This is a genomic window from Psychrobacter immobilis, assembly GCF_904846225.1.
GTDB classification, from domain to species: Bacteria; Pseudomonadota; Gammaproteobacteria; order Pseudomonadales; family Moraxellaceae; genus Psychrobacter; species Psychrobacter immobilis_F.
Genome location: NZ_CAJGZJ010000003.1, coordinates 65423 through 86688, shown reverse-complemented (window position 1 = coordinate 86688; position 21266 = coordinate 65423). Strand labels below are relative to the sequence as shown.

Below are 21266 nucleotides of genomic sequence, written 5' to 3'. Positions count from 1 at the left end.
TTTAATCGATTTTCCGGTAAGGATGCACAACAGGCAACCCTTGGCTACTGGTTAAAATCTCGATGTCTACTCGATACACTTGACGTAAAATTTGAGGCTGTAACACTGCGTGAGGTGTACCTTGTGCTTGAATTTTACCATTTGCCAACAGCAACAATTCATCAGAGAACTGAGCGGCAAGGCTTAAATCATGCAATACCATCAAGCAAATAAGGTGATGTTCTTGAGTATAATGCCTTACCTTTTGTAATAAATTGATTTGATGTGCCATATCCAGTGCCGACACCGGCTCATCAAGTAATAGGATTTTGGGACGACGTAGCAGGGCTTGGGCAAACATAGCGAGCTGACGCTGCCCACCACTTAGCGCACTGATAGGGCGATGTGCCAGTTCGGCAATATTTAATTGCGCCATCAGGTCAATCGCTTCACGCATTAAGTCATCGCTAATATGCCGACCCAACGCGTCCATACGCCCCAAAAGCACTACCTCAAGCGTGTTAAGCTCGGCATCGGTATGGCTGTCTTGGGGCATATAGGCAATGGGCTTACGCCATGCCATCAGATGGGCTTTACGTTGCACAGTGTCTTGATAGCGGATATTGCCCAAGAACGCTAATTCACCAAAAATCGCCTTTAATAAGCTTGATTTGCCCGCCCCATTTGCTCCAAGCAGCGTATATATTTTGCCTGAGTGGAACTGGGCGTTGATAGCTTTGACAACGGTGAGCGAGCCACGCTGTACGGTTAAATGGTCAAGTTCAAGCATTATTATATCTTTATAAAGTTAATAGCAAAAATTAAGCAAACAGGTTACCCAGCCAATTAACGAGCTTATCCCACCATGATATTGTTTGAGGTGGCGTAGCAGTTGGTGTCGATTGGGCTGTAGTGGTTTCTGTGGCTGATACTTTGTTGGGCGCTGTGGCTGTCGTTGATACATCGTCTTTACACACAGTTGCGCCGCAGCCTAGCTGGATAAAAAACGTGCCATTCGGCTTAACTGGCAAGTATTTTTCATGAAAATCCATGTAGGTTTTTTCAGGATCGATATCGGTAAAGGCCTTAGGATAGAGGGCTTTTGCCATAAACTGAGCCGATGCCAAATCAGACAACGAGCGAGAAGCCACGTGATAAATGCCATACACACGGTTATTTTTTACCGCAGGTAGATTTTCCCAGCCGTTACGCGTGGTAAAGCCTTTGAGCCGACGTTGGGCTTCATCGGCACTGATATCGATGCCCATTGCCATCGCATCGGTCTGTTTCATACCAACTTCTGTACCTGAGATCATAATAACATCAGGTTTACTCACCAATACTTGCTCAGGGTTGATAGGCCCCCAGTTTTCGACAAACGGTTTACTAATATTATCACCGCCCACCGTATCGGCAATTGCACCCCACATGTTTTTGCCAAACGTAAAGCTGTGCTCTTTTGGTCCTTTATCACCAAATTCAATATAGATTTTTGGCTTGGCTGACCCAGCGGCTTTAACCCGTTGTTGGATATCAGCAATCCCATCGGCGTATTCTTTGGCGGCTTGGTTAGCCCGTTGTTCGGTTCCTGCAATTTGTCCAAATATTTTGGTGCTATTCGTATGATTTTCGACGCTTTGATCGTTATAATCGACCACCACTACAGGGATGTTTGCCGCCTCAAAACGAGGCATTTCAGCTTTTAGCGTATCGTATTGCCACTTTGCTAATACCACTACATCAGGTTTCATTGCCAAGGTTTTTTCAAGCGAGAACGTGCCCCTATCGACATTGCCAATATCGGCAATGCCTTGTAAACTGGGCAATTTTTCACTATATAACGCCCAGCTGCCAGGGTTGAATTTTTCCCAAAACTCTCGAGAAATACCCACCACTTGTCCGAAATGATCTGCCCCCGTTGCCGCAATATAATCAGGATAATAAAACCCTAAAACCACTCGTTTGGCAGGTAAATCAACTTTAACGTCACGGCCTAATACATCATGAACGGTCTTAATTTCAGCTTGTGCATTCATCGCTGTCATTAATACTGCTGTCACCAACGTGGCACGAATAAATTGTCTCACCGCTTACTCCAAATAATCCAAAACAAAAAGGGCACGCCCACAAATGAGGTCACAATTCCTACAGGAAACAATGCTCCTGGGATAATAACTTTCGATAACACCGATGAAAATGATAAAAAAGCCGCTCCAGCGAGCATGGTTGCTGGTAAAAAATAGCGTTGGTCTTCTCCCACCAATAGGCGTGCAACATGCGGGGCAACCAAGCCGATAAACCCAATGATTCCAACAAAACTAATCGCTGTTGCCGTCATCATAGCGACCAAAATTAGCGTTCTAATACGCAACATTTTTAAATTCACGCCAAGGGCAGCGGCTCTGTCTTCGCCCAAACGTAAAGCCGTTAATTGCCAACCATCTCGCATCAATAAGGTAATGCAAACTGTGCTGACCACCGCAACCACCGCAATATTTGTCCACGTGGCTTTATTTAGGTTACCAAATAACCAAAATAGAACTTGCTGAGACACTTCAGGCGATGCGATAAATTGCACCAACGATAATAGCGATTGAAAAATAAACAAAAGGGCAATGCCCACCAGTATCAAAGTAGCGGCAGCAAATTGCTTTAAAGAAGCGAATAAAAACAACACTGCTGAGGCTAGCATGGTCATAACAAATGCGCCAATCGGTACGGCATATTGTATAGGTAAACCAAAACCACCAAACGCAATCACGAGCGAAGCCCCAAACCCTGCCGCTGCTGCCAACCCCAACGTATAAGGGCTTGCCATGGGATTGTTTAATAAGGTTTGCATTTCAGCGCCGCCTGCCCCAAGCGATGCACCAACCAATAACGCCATCACAGCAACGGGCAATCGCAGATCATAAACAATGGTATGGGTGCTATCTTCCACACCCGTTAGGCGCAATAATGCCTCAATCACATCCCTTATAGGTAACATTGAAGGGCCTGTCATCACATCCAAAACTAGCCCCACTAAGCACGCTACTGCAAATGCCAACAATACCATGCGGCGTTTTTTCTCTATTTTTCGTTGCTCGCGAATGATATTTTCGCTCATTGCTTGGGTCATTTTATAATCCACAGGGTTAGAGCAGTATTAAGCAACTCTATTGTGTTCGCTCGAAATTTAAGTTGAGGATTGTAACCGTAATGATAAATATTCGCAATTGAATACTAAGTTTTCTGATTAAAGCCGATTACTTTAAATTTGAAAAATAACAGGAATGGTATTCAATTTAAGCTGAATAAATTAGGGATTGTTTGAGAGTCCGGACCATATACTTATGTAAAACCAGTTTGGATTCGACTATAACAAACAATAATCAAATTTTTTATTTAGGTGCTTAAACTCCAGAAACGAAAAAACCACGACTTATCGTGGTTTTAGCATTTAGGAATTTGCTTAATTTTTATTAAACTACAGCAGGTTTAGCAATGCGTTTACTATTGGGTAGGATTTTTATCAGTTGGCTATTTACATCTGATTGACTTGAAATCATTACTTCGACTTTATCCCTAATTGCCGTTAATTCTAACCCGAAAGCATCCGCTCGCTCGTTTATTTCTTCTTTGGTTTCAGCTAGATAATCAGTTCTAAACTCTTTTATTTTTATCGATATCAATCGATCTCTAAGAAAGTTCTTAATTATACCCAACTCGTATACTGTCAATTTTGTGTCGTTACTCATCTTGTATCTCTTATTTTAAAGGATTAAGGAGTATTCCCGATTATAGATAGTGTAGCCTGATTGTAGGCTTACTAGTGAACGTTTAGTGTTCGTCTTTAGGTGTACAAATGTACTAAATTATGTTTAGGACTATCTATCTGAGAGAGATAATGTGTTTTTCTAAAAACTGCATAATCAATTATTGCTATTAATAATACAGCGTTAATTGAATATTAAATTTACCTAAAGGGCAGAGTTAATATGATAGTCGTTCACTGAACATATCAGTGAAAAAGGCGTCAAGAGAATGAAATGCATCAAAAACTATCATCTGTGAGAATCCTACAGACAGGCTCGATTCTATAGAGCTTTTTATTGTCGTCGATGAAGTTGATCATTAGTTGAGTTGATAGCCCGTCTCCGCTTAGGCGAAAAAGCAGCAGCCTTATTTATAATTTTACTCGCTCGCTTAAGCTCTTTATTTTCGCGTTCAAGCTCCTAGAAGCTGTCCAATTTAATTAGCTACTACATCATGAGTATACTTAAAGTGCATGGATTAGGATAGACAGAGCAGGACAGCATAGAACGCCAGATACAACAAAGCCCCTGATATCAGGGGCTTTAGCTATTCTATAAGATAGTATAGAACTATGTATTGGTACCAGTGGTCGGACTCGAACCGACACGCTTTAAAGGCAACGGATTTTGAATCCGTCATGTCTACCAATTCCATCACACTGGCATGTTAGAAGATAATGTCTATTAGATAGATATCACCGAATTGGGCTACAGGGTTAACTCTGTATAGGCTGCGTATTATAGCAGCCTATTTTTCGCCGTCAAGAATTATTTAATATAATTTTAAATTGAATCGATAAAATGCAATTTATCCAACGAACGCACGCTCAACTGCGTAATCCGCTTGTACGCCCATACGTGGTGAAACAGTTAAGCCAAAGTCATCTAAAATTGCTGAGACTTCCGCATTAAAAGGCATACTACCGCATATCATAACGCGGTCATGCTCTTTGTTGATTGGTGGTAATCCAATATCTTCAAAAAGTTTGCCTGACTTCATCAAATCGGTAACGCGGCCTTGGTTTCTAAATTCCTCGCGAGTAACCGTAGGGTAGTAGATAAACTTTTCGCGATACCATTCTCCAAATATCTCGTCATTCGGTAGCTCGTTTTCAAACATATCGCGATATGCCAAGTCTTTAGCATGGCGTACACCATGAACCAAAATGATTTTTTCAAAACGCTCATAAACTTCAGGATCACGTGCTAGAGCCAAAAAGGGCGCCATTCCAGTCCCAGTTGATAGCATATATAGATGTTTGCCAGGCAGTAGGTCATCTAGTACCAGTGTTCCTGTCGGCTTTTTGCTGACCAATAACTCATCACCTACTTTGATATGCTGTAAGCGTGAGGTCAGTGGGCCGTCTGGCACTTTGATAGAAAAGAATTCTAACTGGTCTTCGTAATTAGGGCTAGCAATCGAGTAAGCGCGAAGTAGTGGTCTGCCATCAACAACGAGACCAATCATTGCAAACTCGCCATTACGAAAACGTAAGCCGTCGTCACGAGTGGTTTTGATGCTAAATAAAGAGTCGTTCCAGTGATGAACCTCTGTGACCGTTTCGGTGCGAAGTTTTGACATAAAGTCCTCGTCAATAAGTTGCTATCTGTGTCGTTAAGTTAAATGAGTATTCAATAAGTATTTTCAATGACAAATTAAAAAATCGTATCTTGGTACTGACCGTATTTTGGTATTGTATATTATCTAGGTAATTGTTTTTAAAGTATCGATTTTGCCAGCGTTTGATAATGTTATATATTCATTAACCAAAAATCTGAGCGCTATTTTAACATTTTATCGAATGTTATAAGTACGTAGAGATGCGCAGAAAATCTGTAAAAACGTAGAATAATCTACCAATTTAAAAGGCTGTCATCAAATTGTTCGCTCATAATACCAAACTTTAAAATAAAAATCCGACCAGCAGTGACTATGTGGCATGATAAAATGGAATATCGTTAGCGAGTAATTTTGTAAGATCGGGCAGAACTGTAAGATAAAAGCAAGTTTGTCAATCATGGAGTAGGTTTATGCGTTGTGAAAATTCGTCCCAAAATGACGATTACTATGCGCCAATTATTGGCTACCATCGTGCACCGCTGTCACAAAAATTTGGCGCACCCAGACAGCCTAATTTGGTGGCGCTGACCAGCATCATTGAGATGCGAGCGCCTTATGACACGCCAGCAGCTTTTGTTGGTTTGGACGAATTTAGTCATATTTGGATCAGTTGGCAGTTTCATCACAACCATATCAACAAGAATAATGGCGTTAATAAGACAGACAGCAGTTTTCGTCCGCAGGTAAGGCCACCAAGACTCGGTGGTAATCAAAAAATAGGTGTATTCGCCAGTCGTAGCATGTATCGGCCTTCGGCGTTAGGATTGTCTGTCGTTAAACTTGAGCGCGTTGAGATTGTAGAAGGGCGCGTATTACTGGTGATTCGCGGTGCAGATATGATAGATGACACGCCCATTATCGATATCAAACCCTATGTGGCTTATAGTGATGCGATTGCACATGCAGAGAGTGGTTTTGCACCGACTGCCCCTATATTATTACAAGTGACCATCACCGAATCAGCGTATGAGCAATTCATGCTTTTGGTTCATGAAGGGCAGTCTGATAAAAGTGGCTATAGAAATAGTAAAAATAAAGAATCCGCTACAGTCGCTGCGCTGATTCAAAAGATTCAACATCAATTACTCGTCTCTGATATCGATGCTATCAAAGCATTAATCGCGCAAGACCCGCGTCCAGCATATCGCCGTCATGAAGTAAAAGCGCCATTTGTCATGCGCTATAAGTCTGTCGATGTGAGCTTTCAATTGCTAGAGTCGGGACAGTTGCAGATAAACGATATAATAGGCGTGGATTTATAGCACCATATTAACGCCGTATGACGGTTAATAAATAAGTTTCTAATCACTAATTTATTAATCATTAGGTGATGAATAATACAGTAGCTGCATTGCATTGGTTTTAGACTGGTATCAATTCCCAAGCGAGTTAATTCACGCCCTAATAAAAGAAGAAAAATATGTCTGTTCAGAAGTATTCGATAGTGATTGATTTACGTTGGTGCCTCGATGAATTATTGGCAGATAAGGTGATTGATCAGCGTGGCTACAATCTAGTGATTACCAGCCGTCGTGATAAAGCGCAGCATCCACTGCTCACCATCAGTGAGTTTGGCTTGCCGAATGGTCACGCACTTGATAATAACCCTGAGAGTAAATTAACGTTGGCATGGTTGAATCAATGGCTTGCTAGTAAAGCGGGTATGGCACTCGTTCGTATTGATCCTTTAAAAGTCGATGTCCCTGCCGTGACGCAGCTGATGTCTTTTGAATATGCACGCTCACAGCATATTTTACCGGTTGATGTGAAGGGTGATGAAGTGGTTATTGGTACAGATCAGCCCTTTTATACTGACTGGCAGGCAAGTATCGAAAAGCTGATAAAAGCTAAAAGCTATCGTACGGTTTATCTGAGTCCTGAGCAGATTCATCGCTATCGGCGAGAGTTCTATCAAGTCACGCAAGCGATTGCAGGGGCAAATAGTGTCCATAAACGGGCAGCGGCTGATGTCACCAATGTCGAGGCATTATTGCAGCTGGGTGATAACACCAATCCTGATGCCAATGATCAGCATATCGTCAGAGTGGTTGACTGGCTATTACAATATGCTTTTGAGCAGCGTGCCAGCGATATTCATTTAGAGCTGCGCCGTGAGACAGGCAAGGTGCGCTTTCGTATCGATGGTGTACTCCATACGGTGTACGAGATGCCATTAGCGATTATAGTGGCGGTGACCGCACGCATTAAAATACTGGGACGGCTCAATGTTGCCGAAAAACGTAAACCACAGGATGGTCGCCTCAAGACACGTACGCCAAAAGGACTAGAGACTGAGCTACGTCTATCTACCATGCCGACCGCTTTTGGTGAAAAATTGGTCATGCGTGTGTTTGACCCTGAAGTGCTGGTGCGCTCGTTTGCTCAATTGGGTTTGTCCGGTAAACAGCTTGAAATGTGGCATGAACTGACCGCTCATCCTAATGGTATTATCCTTGTCACAGGTCCGACGGGTTCAGGAAAAACCACCACTTTATATAGTACGCTCAAACAGCTGGCTACAGAGCAAGTCAACGTCTGTACCATTGAAGATCCGATTGAGATGATCGAGCCCGCTTTTAATCAAATGCAAGTCAACCCAGGTGTCGATTTGCATTTTGCTGATGGTATTCGCTCGTTGATGCGTCAAGATCCCGACATCATTATGGTGGGCGAGATTCGTGATGCCGAAACGGCAAATATGGCGGTGCAAGCCTCACTCACTGGGCATTTGGTGCTTTCGACGTTGCATACCAACGATGCGCCAAGCTCGATCACGCGTTTGCATGACTTGGGCATCCAGCCGTTTTTGACCTCAGCCACTATATTGGGTGTGATGGCGCAGCGCCTGTTACGCACATTATGTCCGCACTGCAAAAAAGCAGTAGACGTGACTCCAGACAGTGAAATTGCCATTCAGTGGCAAGAGCTGGTACAGCCTTGGCGTGCGTCAGTGCCCGCGCAAGTTTATACGGCGCAGGGTTGTGAGCATTGTCGCCATACGGGTTATCAAGGCCGTGTTGGTCTATATGAGATCATGCCGTTATCAAATGAGTTAAAGAAGTTGGTCGCTGCTGATACAAGTTTAGATTCACTCAAGCAGCAAGCGTACCGAGAAGGCGTGCAACCACTTCGTTTGTCTGGAGCAAAGCGCATTAGCGAAGGGCTTACAACCATAGAAGAAGTCATGCGCGTAGTGCCGCTGCACTAATTCTATGTGCCGCTGCACTAATTCTATGTGCCGCTGCACTAATTCTATGTGCCGCTGCACTAATTCTATGTATAGTCAATCCACTATAAAAATATACGGCTGCTAGGATAAATTTTCATAGCCTCTGTCTGCGCAGGCATAGCAAGCGAGAAAAATTTATACCAGTAGTACCTGATTATGGATGTATCGATTTAACTTTTCGTTGACTATAGTTTCGAATTGCTTGAAAAAACCTTTCCATAGAGCAATAAATACGCTAACGAATTTTTACTTAATACCATTTTTACCAATAACGTTCTAACAACGAGATTATTTATGTTTACAGATACGCATTGCCACCTAAACCGTTTAGATTTAACGAAATATGATGGTCAATTGTCCGGTGCGATTGATGCTATGAAAGCTGCCAATGTCACCCGTGCGATGGCGATTATGTGCGATTTTGCTGAATACGATGACATTGCCAAAATTATTACCACTTATAATGATGAGACGCTCAATCTCGGTATGAGCGTGGGTATCCATCCTTGCGAAGATATAGGGGTGTTACAGTCAGCGACTGTCGAGCGACTGATAGAAACTGCCAGCGCTGATCATGTATGGGCGATAGGGGAGACGGGTCTGGATTATTATTGGTCAACTGAGAATAAAAAAGAGCAGCAAGCCAGCCTTGCCCGTCATATTCATGCTAGCCAAAGCCTGAAAAAACCACTTGTGATACACATGCGTGATGCCAAAGAAGATACGATTGATATCCTAAAAGCGGAAGGTGCTGAACACGGTATCATTCATTGCTTTACTGAAGATTGGGAGACAGCGAAACGAGCGCTGGACTTAGGGTTTTATATCTCATTTTCGGGTATCGTCAGTTTCAAAAGCGCTCAAATAATTCAAGAGGCTGCAAAAAATATGCCCAAAGACAGAATATTGATCGAAACAGACAGCCCTTATTTAGCGCCTGTGCCCAAACGTGGCAGACCCAATGAGCCGGCTTATGTGCCTTACGTGGCGAGTTATATCGCAGATATGTATGGTTGTAGTGCGGAGGACGTGGGTACATTGACTGCAAAAAACTTTGAAAATTTACTGGCACAGTATCACTAAAATGGTTATGCTATGACCACTCAGTCATTTATGAGATAGCCTTATGTTTTCACGCTTTCAGTAATTTGAACGGCTAGCGTAATCCTATGATTATCAATGACTCTTTAGCACACATAAGCATATTTCCTTTGATGGTCTTCGAGCAGAATTTGTATGGTTTCATACTTTTAATGCCGATTCATGAACATATACAATGGTCATATGCCTAATATTGTCAGGTTTTAGGAGAGGTTATGAGTCGTCAGCATCAGTTCAAGGCACGAGAAGAGAATATCTTAGCGATGGCAGAGCAACTGCTACTTGAGTCGGGCGATGGTGATATTACTTTAGACAGTTTGGCAGACCAGCTTGATTTGGCTAAAGGCACACTATATAAGCATTTCTCCAGCAAAGATGAGCTTTATTTGCGTATTATCATTCGTTATGAAGAGCAGTTGTTTGAGATCAATCGTATTGATGACTGCCCATCGGCAGGCGTTGCTCGAATGATTTTTCAGCAGCTGTTTAATCCACAAAAAGCGATGTTACTCAATCAAATTGAAGAGCGTTTGGCAGCTTCGGTAACCGGTCTCAATCGCTTATTTGGTGAGCTATATGATATTCGTCGTCAGCGTATGAAGCGTTTGATTGATATTATCAGTGCTTATCTGAAGGATGAGCATAGTAACCTAAGTACTCGTGATTATTTATCTTCCATTTGGGCAATGGGTCAAGGCGGTGCAGGGCTATTAAATTCTAGTTTTTATCAGCGCTACTTGGGTCGCCGTGATACCTTGCGTTACGCCTTTGTCCAGCAAATGCTTGAGCTGCCCAGTCATTATCCTGCGGATGAAGATGAAGACGAGGTAATGGATGAAGATATGCAGGAGCTGGTAGAGCAAATCGATACTGAATCGGAAGAGCATCGCAATACCAGTTATTAGCTTGTCTACTAATTTTGATATCATCTAGAGTACTGTTGAAAGCATACCGTGTTGTCATATTCTATCTGGCAGCATGGTTAAATCTATCGCGCCAAATTCTTTAAAAAATTAACGATACTACGTGACACACGTCTACATACGACAAGCCAATTATAGACTTATAGGTGCAATATGCCGGTCACTGCCAAGATTCAGTCCAGCTCAGCGGCCATTTGCCATGTAGGCCTAACCAGCCAACGTTCGCTACATCGTTATCATCGACGTGAATATTCCTCATTAAACAATCCTCCTGTTTCCTTTTCTAATCGATCAAATGCTAACCCATCGAGTATTTCTCGGTCACAAACGGGTTTTACGCTCGTTGAAATTGTGGTCGTGGTGGTTATTATCGCCATATTTGCTGGCATGATGAGCTTGTCGGTCGGTAGCAGTGAATCCCGAAAAAACCGTGCTTTTTATGAGCACTTGACCGATTCATTAAATTACGTTCGACTATTATCGGCAGAGCGTATGCAGCCAATGGGTTTAAGTTTGCAAGCGGATAAGCAAGGTCAGATCACCCCTGTCATTGTCACCTTATCGAATCCTTATACCGCGTATCAAACGGCTGAGGTCACATCAGATAGGATGGATAGTCGTCCCAAAAACGCCATGGAGTTGTCTGCAGATCTGACAAATATGTCAGGGTCTATGGGCGATCAACCGCCAACCCCAAGCTGGGAGATTGAGCCAGAAGTCAGCTTGCCTGAATTGCCTGCTGGTGTCAGTTTAAGGGTTCAAAGCTTGGCGTCTGGTAACTCATCGAATCCTGAACAAACTCAAACATTACAGCCTTGGTTTACCGATCAAACGGTACCACAGATATTATGGTTTGGGACTGGGCAGGCGGCTCCTGTTACCCTTGAAGTGATTCATAATTCACGTTTGGTAGGTGAGGTGATTACGATTATGCCTGATGGTAGTATGATGATCGGACAGGGGTCGTAGTTGATGGATACTTCTTCTAAGTCGCTTACTATGTCTGCTAAGCGAGTGTTTCCTAAGTCTAGGCGTGAGAGGGGCTTTACCTTAATTGAAGTGATGGTTGCTTTGGCTATTTTGGCAGTGGTCGCTATCGCCGCTAGCCGCGCAAGTAGCGCCTATTTGAGTTCAGTTGATGTATTGCGCACCCGCACACTGGCACATTTCGTCGCACAGAATGCGGCGGCTGATTTACGTATTCAAGAGACGTGGCTGACGGCAAATCGTACTCAGACTATCAATGCTCAAGGTCGTGATTGGCAAATTGTAATGACGGTTAGTGATGCCATTACGCCTGCATTAAAGAAGGTGAATATTGCCGTTGCCCCTATTATCGATGGACAGACGCGCAACGCAGTGACTGATATCGATGTCATAGTAAGCAATGCCAAGCAAGATATTGGTAGTTTGGATTTGGGCAGTCTTGGTACAGATGTGACGAGATCAGCAGGGGGTAATCTGTGAGGCAACAACATGGATTTACGCTGCTTGAGCTGATGGTTGCCATGGCAATATTTGCGGTGTTGGCAGTGGCGGGCTGGCAAGTATTCGATAGTGTCAACCGTGCTCGTGAACGCGCGCAGTTCCATGCTGACAATTTGGCTGTATTACAATATGCTTATCTGCAGCTACAGCAAGACATGGGTCAAATCATGCCTTATCAAGCAGTAGGTATTCAAAAAAACAGCATCTCGAATAACAGTATTTCGAATAACAGTCTCAATGATGGTGGCCAAGCAGAACAGAGCCAACCTGAGCCTTTTATGAGCTTAGATGGCGAACATGTCAGCTTTATACGCTTTGCCGATCCTGATCCACGCTATCAAAGCAGTACCAGTGTACAACATGTCGAGTACGTTTTTGCAGATGAGCGTTTAATTCGTCGCCAATACACCAGCTTGGATAGTGGGCGTGATAGCGTTAGCTTGGATAGTGTGCTGCTCGAAGGTGTCGCCGCAGGACGTTGGCAAGCATATTTACCAGAATTGAGCCCTAAGTTCCCTGACGAAAACAGCAACAATAATACCAATAGTGCTTCTGGGCAGATAGCTGCTACAGCGAGCGCACAGCCCGAAGTGGCTTTACTGCCAAAAGGTATAGCAGTCAGTTTTACTTATCAAGACATGCCAATCACTTGGCAGTGGGCACTTGCGCCGCAACCGATTCCACGCAGTAGCTCAAACGTTCCTAATAATAAAAACGATGAAAATAGCAAAGATGATGGCAATAATAACGAAGGTGAAAGTAGCAATAACCCTGCTAATAGTGATGTGGGAAATAGCAATCTATAATGTAGTATTGAATGATAAGGTCGTATAAAAATGTCCCATCGAATCAGTGACAGAGCCTGTTTATGTCAATGACAGCGCACTCTCAGCGCGGAGTAGCGCTGCTCACTATCTTGCTTTTGGTGGTCAGTATTACTGTGGTCGCAGGATCGATGCTAGCCAGCCAAAAGATTGCCATTAGGCGCAGTGGCTTAGTGTTTGACCAAAACCAATTATTGCAAGACATCAATGCAGGTCAGCAATTGGCAATTACTATGATTGGTGCTGACAACAAACTGAACGACACAGATAGCGAGCAAGATATTTGGGCGCAACCAATACCGCCTTATGCTTTAGGCGCACACAGTATCGGCATTGAATTACGCGATGAGGCCGCTCGTTTTAATATCAATAACTTATATCAGAATGGAGCGGTTGATACCGCCGCTTTAGCACTCTTTCAAAGGCTATTGACACAACTAAACTTAGAGCCTGATATTGCCATTGCCGTACTTGATTATCAAGACACGGACAGTGACGTATATTTAGATGGTGGTGATGAAAAAGCAGTCTACAATCAGCAATCAAGTACCGCAGTGAATAAAACGTTGCCAAATCAGCCTTTTGTCAGTATCGATCAGCTGCAAGAAGTTCGAGGTGTCACTGCTGAGGTGCTGGCCACACTCCGTCCTTATGTCACCGCTGTGCCTTACTCAGTGCCTATTAACGTTAATACAGCGAGTCCTGTTTTGTTGGCTGCACTGATGGACGGTGGCACTCGTGAGCAGATGCAACAGCTGGTCGATATGAGGTCAAAGCGGGCGTTAGAATCCGTTGATGATGTGTGGCAACTGCCTATTTTAAGTGGTTTAGATACAAAGCAACGAGCCGAATTAACACCATTATTGGCCATTGATAGTCAGGCTTTTATGGCACTTATTACGGTTACCGACAATTCGAATGTTGGTCAGGCAAGACAACGCTTTGCAACGGTATTGATCAGTAAAACGGCGACTGATGCTAGCGGAATAGCAAATAGTGGCGATTCTAATAATACTGTTCCTAATAGCCCTAATAGCGAGAACGCCAATACTGGTAACAACAACGCCAATAGCACGAACAATACTGATGACAGTAATAAGGCCAAAAATATTAAAGTAGTGACGCAGCGCTTATGGGCTTTTAGACCCAGCTTTTGATAATTATCAAAAACCAACCATTAATCTTTTAGGCGCGTCTCTTCACTAGACTTCCAGTTATAAGCGCCATAAAACAGCATCTGTGCTTGGCGGGTGCAATTGTGTAGCATCAGCTGTTTATTGTTTTCGATCTCGCTCAAATCGATTTCATCATCATGGTCTTCCGTATAAGTCAATTCCAACCAATCAATGATCCAAGAAAAGAACATATTGACACCAGCCTCAGCCAATAGGCGGCGGTCATAGGTATTAATGTGGGTAAAGGCTGGCTGTAGCGCAAGATCTTCTGCTAGACTGCGTGCGTGCTTTTTAACCAATTCGTTAATAGCCTTGCGAACTGCCTCTGAGCCACCGTAACGCTCGCTGACTAAAAATTGCCAATAATAAGGTTGATCACTAACCATAGATAGGAACAGCTGAATACTTTTGGCAATTTGGCGATCAAAGCTACGTTTGCGGCCAATCTGTAAGCTGTCGCTTAATATTGCTAGCGTACCGCCCAATTCCTCTACCACCAATGCGCGCCCAAGCGACTCCATATCATTGAAATGGCGATAAAATGCCGTCGGCACAACACCGACCTCACGAGTGACTTGTCTGAGGCTGATAGAGCTAAAAGATTGCCCTGTCATGCATAAGTCGAGCACTGCATTAAAAAACGCGTGCCGAGTTTGAAGTTTCTTTTGTTCGCGACTGCTCATAATATTTCAAAATTGTCCATTAGAGGTTTATGATACTCATTTCAGCGCATAAATACGACTGAAATACGCAACTTGTCTTAAACGCCTACACCATCGTTCCCCAATGACCCTGTAATTCCTGTGCCAATCTATACGCTTCATGGTCATTCATACCCGTAATAAAATCTAAGATATTCAAAATATTATGATAGGTATTGTCTGATAGTTCGCGGCGCTGCTCGTCAAGATGTGGCTGTAATAGGCTTAATAGACGCTGCTGTTCAAAAGACATAGGTGCTGAAGTGATTGAGGTGGTTGCGGTTTGACTGCCTAGCCAAGCAATTGGCACAAAGGCATCTAGCAAACGATGCAAACACTGATTGGCCATTAGCTCCATTCTCACTTTACTTGGGTGATTGAATATTTGCTCACGTGCCAACTGTTTGGCTTGATTGATGCCGTTTTGCACGCTTGCATCACAGTGAGCAAATAAGCTACCGTCCAGTTTCCCAGCCAACATGGCATCGTTATTAGCCACGAAAGCATCAGTCACCGTATTGACCAGACGCATCATCGCGCGTGCCCGTAATGACGCTAAACTCTGCCTGACTGACATGTGAGCTGGCAGTTGAATACTACTAGGACGTTCGCCGATCAGCTCATAAAATATACTGGCCACATCGGTATAGGTGAGCATATTCAGATTGATGCCATCTTCTAAATCTATCAAGGCATAGCAGATATCGTCCGCAGCTTCTAATAAATAAGCCAATGGATGACGGGCAAAACCATCGTGTTGCTCTGAGCGAGGTAAGTGCAGCGTTGCGGCCAATGCTTCTAACTGCGCTGACTCACTATCAAAACAACCAAATTTCTGCACGTTACTGTTTATACTCACGTTATTATTTATACTCACAGCACTGCTTATATTCACGCTATTGTCTGGATTATCATTACTGACATCGTTACTAACATCATTGCTATGAGTTGCCAGCCAAGGGTATTTCATAAAAGCACCCAACGTTGCACAAGTGAGACGCATACCGCCTTTATCAGGATGATGTTCATTGCGCGCTAACAGGCGAAATCCTTGTGCATTGCCTTCGTACGCCAGCAGGTCTAATTGCTCGTTGGTGCTTAAGTTTCGTAAAACAGCCTGAGCGTTCGGATTTCTGAACCAATCACGAATCGCGTATTCTCCCGCATGACCAAATGGCGGGTTGCCAATGTCGTGAGCAAGACAAGCTGCTTGTACAATCACTCCAACGTCGGCTGGCGAGACTCCCGCTGGTAAACCGTTATCTAATTTGTCATGGAGCTTCTCTGCTGCCATCATACCTAAAGAGCGGCCAATACAAGAGACCTCAAGTGAATGGGTCAAGCGAGTATGAATGCCGAGCTGGTTGGTCAATGGATGCACTTGAGTTTTTTGATTGAGTTGGCGAAAGGAGTGAGAAAAAACCAATCGGTCATAATCTTTATGAAAATGCGAACGCGCCGTTTCACCTATTTTGGGTTTTTTGGATGATCCCAGCCGTTGAGCGCTCAGTAAGTGTGACCATTGTGTGGTAGCAGAGGAGAACGATAGATGATTAGACATTATTATTATGATCCCAATGATGAATGGACAGTCGTTATTATATTGCTCTTAGCATAGAGTCTGGTCAATATAAAAAAGATACAACGGGGCTGGGATAAATTTTTTGTCGCCTCTGTCTGGATAGGCACAGCAAGCAAGAAAAATTTGTCTCAGTCACGTAGGATAGTGTCCTGTATCCATTTTATTCATTATTGACTATAGCAAAATAGTCGCGTCGGTTCATCTGTTGTCACCGTCTGTTTTATGGCAGATAGTGACAACCTTTTTGGGATAAACTTTAGTGAGTCGTGAGTAGTGATTAAGATAAGTATTGATTAATAACTATTAGCCGTCTGTTTTTTGGCAGTCAAATAGTACGGCTTCATTGCTTTCAGCGACACTATTATCTAGTGTTTTATTGCTTAATACGGCTTTAGTGGCATCAGCGCTCACTTGCCATCTCATGCCAGCATCATTAGCAATACCAATATCGGTCTCATAGGCAGCACCCGCATTGCTGTTTTTAGGTAAAGTCATGGCTGTCAGATCATATTCAATCCCATCGATTAATAAGTGCGCACTGGTAGCAGGTTGAGCGCTGTTTTCAGGATCGTAATGGGCTTTGATTTCTTGCTCAGGCTGACAGGCGTAAGTGGTCATATCTGCTGCATCATGATGATGGCCTTCATGTCCGTGATCGTGCTCCTCATGATCTGCATGCTCATCATGCGCGTGTTCATCATGGTCCGTATGAGCGTCGTGTTCGTGATCCTCATGCGTGGTATCCGTGCTGGCGTCCGTCGCGGTAGCGTTATCGCTTTGCAGTGGTGTCTCAGGTTTTTGTTCGCAGCCTGCGCCCACTAATAAGAAAGCAAAGCAAAGTAGAGCCGTTTTAGAATGAGTACGGGTAAACGCTATCATGAAAAATGCCTTTATAAATATGAAACAAGGGAATATAAGAACCGAAATAGTTACGTTATAATATAACATGAAAGACATAAAAAAAACCAACATAGATTGCTCTATATTGGTTTTTATCAGAACGGGAATGTACTACACGTTAAATCTAAAATGCATCACATCGCCATCTTGTACGATATAAGTCTTGCCTTCTAGGCGTGATTTACCAGCCGCAGCAGCACCTTTTTCGCCGTTGTGCTCGATAAAATCATCATAGGCAATAACTTCGGCACGAATGAAACCGCGCTCAAAATCAGTGTGAATCACACCAGCTGCTTGAGGAGCCGTTGCCCCGATAGCGACTGTCCAAGCGCGAACTTCTTTTACACCAGCGGTAAAGTAAGTTTGCATATCGAGCAAGTCATAACCACCACGAATCACTTGGTCAAGACCCGCTTCTTCCATGCCCATTTCAGCCAAGAAGTCTTTTTTGTCATCTTCATCAAGTTGGGCAATTTCAGACTCAATTTGATTACAGAGTGCAATCACAATTGAATCATCGCCAGTCGCGTAGTTGCGTACAGCATCTAGATAAGGGTTGTTTTCAAAGCCATCTTCAGCGACGTTAGCGATATACATGGTTGGCTTTAAAGTGATTAATCCGTAGCTTCTGATCAGTTTTTTCTCATCGCTATCAAGGTTTGCCGCGCGTGCTGCTTTACCTTCTGCTAATAATGGCTCAACTTTTTTAAACACATCAAGCAATGCTTGCGCGTCTTTATCACCACCTTTAGCTTTTTTGGTTTGGTTGTGGATTGCACGCTCAACGGCTTCTAAATCAGCCAATGCCAATTCGGTGTTGATAGTTTCGATATCATCAATAGGGCTGACGCGACCATCAACGTGTACGACGTTATCATCGTCGAAACAGCGTACCACGTGAGCAATTGCATCGGTCTCACGGATATTGGCCAAGAACTGGTTACCCATACCTTCGCCTTTGGACGCGCCAGCAACCAAACCTGCAATGTCAACGAATTCCATCGTGGTGGGCAATACGCGCTCAGGATTGACGATATCAGCCAGCTTCTTTAGGCGTGGGTCTGGCACTGGCACGATACCCGTATTGGGATCTTTGGTACAAAACGGAAAGTTTTCAGCGGCAATTCCCGCTTTGGTCAAAGCATTAAACAAGGTGGATTTACCCACGTTTGGTAGGCCGACGATGCCGCAATTAAAACCCATAACAGTCTCTCAATGTATTAATAAAATCAGTTGATACGTAGTCAATATAAGACTCGGTACTTAGTTATTGTAAAACTCGGTACTTAATCATTATAAAACTTAGTCATTATAGAACTTAGTCATTATAAAACTTAGTCAAATAGTAAATCAAAATTGGGCATATTGTAGCAAATTTAACCCAATATGGGTGATGTTGTTATCCGGTATACTGAGATTTTGTGTGACTCATCGTTGGCAATTTTGCTGTTTTATCAATTATGGTAAGCTGTACTATAAAATAATAGTTTGGCTTATAGATACACTCAAGATGAGCGCCCGTAACTTATTGAGCAACACTAATATTTACAAGCCATAGTCACTATTAATAATAAAATCTCTTCGCCAAACCTTTAAGCTTCTATGTAGAAATACGTCGTATTGAGTGCTCTATATAGGTAAAGGCGGCTAAAATAAAATGAAAGGCAAATTCCTATAATGACTACCACGATTTTTGATACGCGCTGCTATGACTATCCACAGAATTTTATGGAGATTAAACCCAAGCTTGCGCGTCTTGAAAAAGCGATTAAAAAGCTAGAGGCCAATCTAATAGATGCTGACGACGATGCAAATATTGAGTTACTTAAGCAAAGATTGAATAGTGATTTAGGCTTAAAAGTAGATTACGCCAGTGAGCTAAATCCTGACCAATTGCTAGCTGCCACTACCATTGATGGGAAAGTATTGGTAATCGCTGGTGCTGGCTCTGGCAAGACCAAAACGCTGACGTATCGTACCAGCTATTTGTTAGAAAACGGCGTGATGCCCAGCAGTATCTTGCTACTCACTTTTACCCGTAAAGCTGCCAATGAAATTAAAAGTCGCGCCAAAACGTTACTCGTCAATCGATTGTCTGATGAAGAATTATCTGAAGATATACTGCCAACCACTAAAGCGCTAAACGATATCACCAGTGGCACTTTTCACTCATTTTGCAATATGCTATTGCGTCAGTATTCAGGGCTACTTGGTATCAACCCAAGATTTACTATCCTAGACACAGGCGATAGTGAAGATGCCATCGACTTAATTTATAAAGAAAAAAAGTATCCCGCCCAAATCAAAAAACAAGCTTTTCCACGCAAACGCACGCTACAAAATATTTTTTCCACCTCTAGAAATCGTCGTATTCAGATTCGCGACTTAATCGAAAGTAATTATCCTGATATTGCCGTACATATTCCTATTATTGAACAATTGGCGATCGATTTTCATGAGTATAAACGCGCCAATCATCTCTATGACTTCGATGACATTATCAGTCAAGTCGTGCGCCATTTAAAGACCAATGATACTTTTCGACAGTTATTACAAAACCGATATCGTTATATTATGGTTGATGAATATCAAGATACCAATATTCCGCAAAAACAATTGATCGACTTGATTTGCGCACCAGCGTCCGTATCGCTGATGGTCGTGGGTGATGACAACCAAAGTATCTATGCGTTTCGCGGCGCTAATTATGAAAACATTTTACTCTTTGGTGAAACCTATCCTGAAGCGAGTCTTATCAAGCTTGAGCAAAATTATCGAAGTACGCCCGCTGTTTTAAATTATATTAACGCGCTATCGGCGCAAATCACTTTGGGTTATCAAAAACAGCTGTACTCAAACGCGACTATAACGGGCGAAAAACCTATTTTTAGCCGCGCAAGTGATGAAACGAAAGAGGCGAAATATATCGCCGATAAGGTCATCGCGTTAAAATCAGATCATGATTACAATGATTTTGCGGTACTGTGTCGCACATCCTTTCAGTCCAACTATGTACAGTTAGAATTTATGGAGCGGCATATTCCTTTTATCGTGGTAGGCGGTATCAAGTTTATTGAAAGACGGCATATCAAAGACGTTTTGGCCTTTGTCAAAATACTTTATAACCCCAATGACACCATTGCATGGCATCGTATTTTAACCTTATTCAAAGGAGTAGGGGCAGTCACTGCCACGCGATTGACTCAAGCTATCAACACTGAGAATAATTCATTTGAGCCATTACTATTACCGAAATTTAGCAAAAAAAGCCCTGAGCTTGAGCCGCTACATACTGTACTGACCAAGGCTCAACAAGCAGAGTCGGTTGATACGATCATTGAGCTGATTTTAGATTTTTATATTCCTATCCTAAAAACGATTGAAGAAAACTGGCGAGAGCGCAGCGAGGACTTTCGCGTACTCAAAAACTTGGCAACAGAGCACAGTAGTCTTGATAATTTCTTAGAGAATCTAGCGCTTGATCCACCTAATGACTCAGTGGCGATGACCAGTCAGTCTGAGGAAGCAGATAAAGACAAAGTCACTATCTCGACCATCCACAGTGCTAAAGGACTGGAGTGGCCAGTGGTTTTTGTTAATTCATTGGTCGATGGTATCACGCCGCATCATCGCTCTTTGGCTGATTTTGAGGAACTCGAAGAAGAACGCAAACTATTTTATGTTGCCTGTAGTCGTGCTAAGAGCAGGCTGTACTTGACTGCGCCAGATTATTTCTCTAGCTATTCAGGTTACTTTGACAAGCCATCACGGTTTATCGCTGAGCTGTCCGCAGATGAGGTAACGGTCGAGACAATTAGAAAATCTATTAGGGAAAGTGATGATCCGGTGTGGTGGTGATAGGTTGATTATTTTAATAAATAAATATTAAAAAATGCACGTTTGTTGTTAGAATGAATGTTAGTCATGTGCTTTTTTATAACAACTT

Annotated in this window: 18 protein-coding genes and 1 tRNA gene; 9 read left to right on the top strand and 10 right to left on the bottom strand. The window is 43.0% G+C overall.

Annotated elements, in window-relative coordinates; all coding sequences use genetic code 11:
- Position 1: 1 nt before the first annotated feature.
- From JMX48_RS03300 to JMX48_RS03275, 6 genes are all read right to left on the bottom strand, one after another.
- Positions 2-769 carry an ABC transporter ATP-binding protein gene (locus JMX48_RS03300; protein WP_201534271.1) on the bottom strand — a complete coding sequence of 256 codons (768 nt, stop codon included), beginning with the start codon at positions 767-769 and terminating at the stop codon, positions 2-4.
- Between the two features lie 31 nt (positions 770-800).
- Positions 801-2066 carry an ABC transporter substrate-binding protein gene (locus JMX48_RS03295; protein WP_201534268.1) on the bottom strand — a complete coding sequence of 422 codons (1266 nt, stop codon included), beginning with the start codon at positions 2064-2066 and terminating at the stop codon, positions 801-803.
- Positions 2063-3100: a FecCD family ABC transporter permease gene (locus tag JMX48_RS03290; RefSeq protein ID WP_201534266.1), complete on the bottom strand. Its 1038-nt coding sequence runs from the start codon at positions 3098-3100 to the stop codon at positions 2063-2065. Before JMX48_RS03290 ends, JMX48_RS03295 begins: the two co-directional genes overlap by 4 nt.
- Before the next feature lie 343 nt (positions 3101-3443).
- Entirely contained in the window at positions 3444-3719 is a 276-nt protein-coding gene (locus tag JMX48_RS03285; protein WP_201534264.1) for a hypothetical protein, read from the bottom strand.
- Positions 3720-4354: 635 nt separating this feature from the next.
- Positions 4355-4440, bottom strand: a tRNA-Leu gene (locus JMX48_RS03280).
- 144 nt (positions 4441-4584) lie between these two features.
- On the bottom strand, positions 4585-5358 hold the full coding sequence (locus JMX48_RS03275; RefSeq protein ID WP_201534262.1) for a ferredoxin--NADP reductase: 774 nt from the start codon (positions 5356-5358) through the stop codon (positions 4585-4587).
- 449 nt (positions 5359-5807) lie between these two features.
- Between JMX48_RS03275 and tsaA the strand changes: the two genes are divergently transcribed.
- The 8 genes from tsaA to gspK all read left to right on the top strand — a co-directional run bounded on the left by tsaA (position 5808) and on the right by gspK (position 14119).
- Positions 5808-6659, top strand: coding sequence for a tRNA (N6-threonylcarbamoyladenosine(37)-N6)-methyltransferase TrmO (tsaA, locus tag JMX48_RS03270; protein WP_201534260.1), 852 nt, complete (start codon positions 5808-5810; stop codon positions 6657-6659).
- 158 nt (positions 6660-6817) lie between these two features.
- The gene (locus JMX48_RS03265) at positions 6818-8605 is read left to right on the top strand and encodes a GspE/PulE family protein (RefSeq protein ID WP_201534258.1); all 1788 of its coding nucleotides are present in this window, start codon (positions 6818-6820) and stop codon (positions 8603-8605) included.
- A gap of 315 nt (positions 8606-8920) precedes the next feature.
- Positions 8921-9709, top strand: a complete 789-nt coding sequence (locus JMX48_RS03260; RefSeq protein ID WP_201534256.1) for a TatD family hydrolase — start codon at positions 8921-8923, stop codon at positions 9707-9709.
- Between the two features lie 233 nt (positions 9710-9942).
- Entirely contained in the window at positions 9943-10632 is a 690-nt protein-coding gene (locus tag JMX48_RS03255) for a TetR/AcrR family transcriptional regulator (protein ID WP_201534253.1), read from the top strand.
- A 171-nt stretch (positions 10633-10803) separates the two neighbouring features.
- Positions 10804-11619, top strand: coding sequence for a prepilin-type N-terminal cleavage/methylation domain-containing protein (locus tag JMX48_RS03250; protein WP_201534251.1), 816 nt, complete (start codon positions 10804-10806; stop codon positions 11617-11619).
- Between the two features lie 3 nt (positions 11620-11622).
- A complete protein-coding gene (gene gspI / locus JMX48_RS03245) occupies positions 11623-12117 on the top strand; it encodes a type II secretion system minor pseudopilin GspI (protein WP_227687878.1) in 495 nt (164 codons plus the stop codon).
- Entirely contained in the window at positions 12114-12944 is an 831-nt protein-coding gene (gspJ, locus tag JMX48_RS03240; RefSeq protein ID WP_201534250.1) for a type II secretion system minor pseudopilin GspJ, read from the top strand. Before gspI ends, gspJ begins: the two co-directional genes overlap by 4 nt.
- A 62-nt stretch (positions 12945-13006) precedes the next feature.
- A complete protein-coding gene (gene gspK / locus JMX48_RS03235; protein WP_227687877.1) occupies positions 13007-14119 on the top strand; it encodes a type II secretion system minor pseudopilin GspK in 1113 nt (370 codons plus the stop codon).
- A gap of 20 nt (positions 14120-14139) precedes the next feature.
- On the opposite strand, the gene JMX48_RS03230 is transcribed toward gspK, so the two are convergent.
- The 4 genes from JMX48_RS03230 to ychF all read right to left on the bottom strand — a co-directional run bounded on the left by JMX48_RS03230 (position 14140) and on the right by ychF (position 18523).
- Positions 14140-14820, bottom strand: a complete 681-nt coding sequence (locus JMX48_RS03230; protein ID WP_201534249.1) for a TetR family transcriptional regulator — start codon at positions 14818-14820, stop codon at positions 14140-14142.
- Positions 14821-14905: 85 nt separating this feature from the next.
- A complete protein-coding gene (locus JMX48_RS03225; RefSeq protein ID WP_201534248.1) occupies positions 14906-16399 on the bottom strand; it encodes a deoxyguanosinetriphosphate triphosphohydrolase in 1494 nt (497 codons plus the stop codon).
- 324 nt (positions 16400-16723) lie between these two features.
- Entirely contained in the window at positions 16724-17299 is a 576-nt protein-coding gene (locus tag JMX48_RS03220; RefSeq protein ID WP_201534246.1) for a hypothetical protein, read from the bottom strand.
- Between the two features lie 132 nt (positions 17300-17431).
- The gene (ychF, locus tag JMX48_RS03215; protein ID WP_201534244.1) at positions 17432-18523 is read right to left on the bottom strand and encodes a redox-regulated ATPase YchF; all 1092 of its coding nucleotides are present in this window, start codon (positions 18521-18523) and stop codon (positions 17432-17434) included.
- A 474-nt stretch (positions 18524-18997) separates the two neighbouring features.
- Between ychF and JMX48_RS03210 the strand changes: the two genes are divergently transcribed.
- The gene (locus tag JMX48_RS03210; RefSeq protein WP_201534242.1) at positions 18998-21178 is read left to right on the top strand and encodes an ATP-dependent helicase; all 2181 of its coding nucleotides are present in this window, start codon (positions 18998-19000) and stop codon (positions 21176-21178) included.
- Positions 21179-21266: the final 88 nt, after the last annotated feature.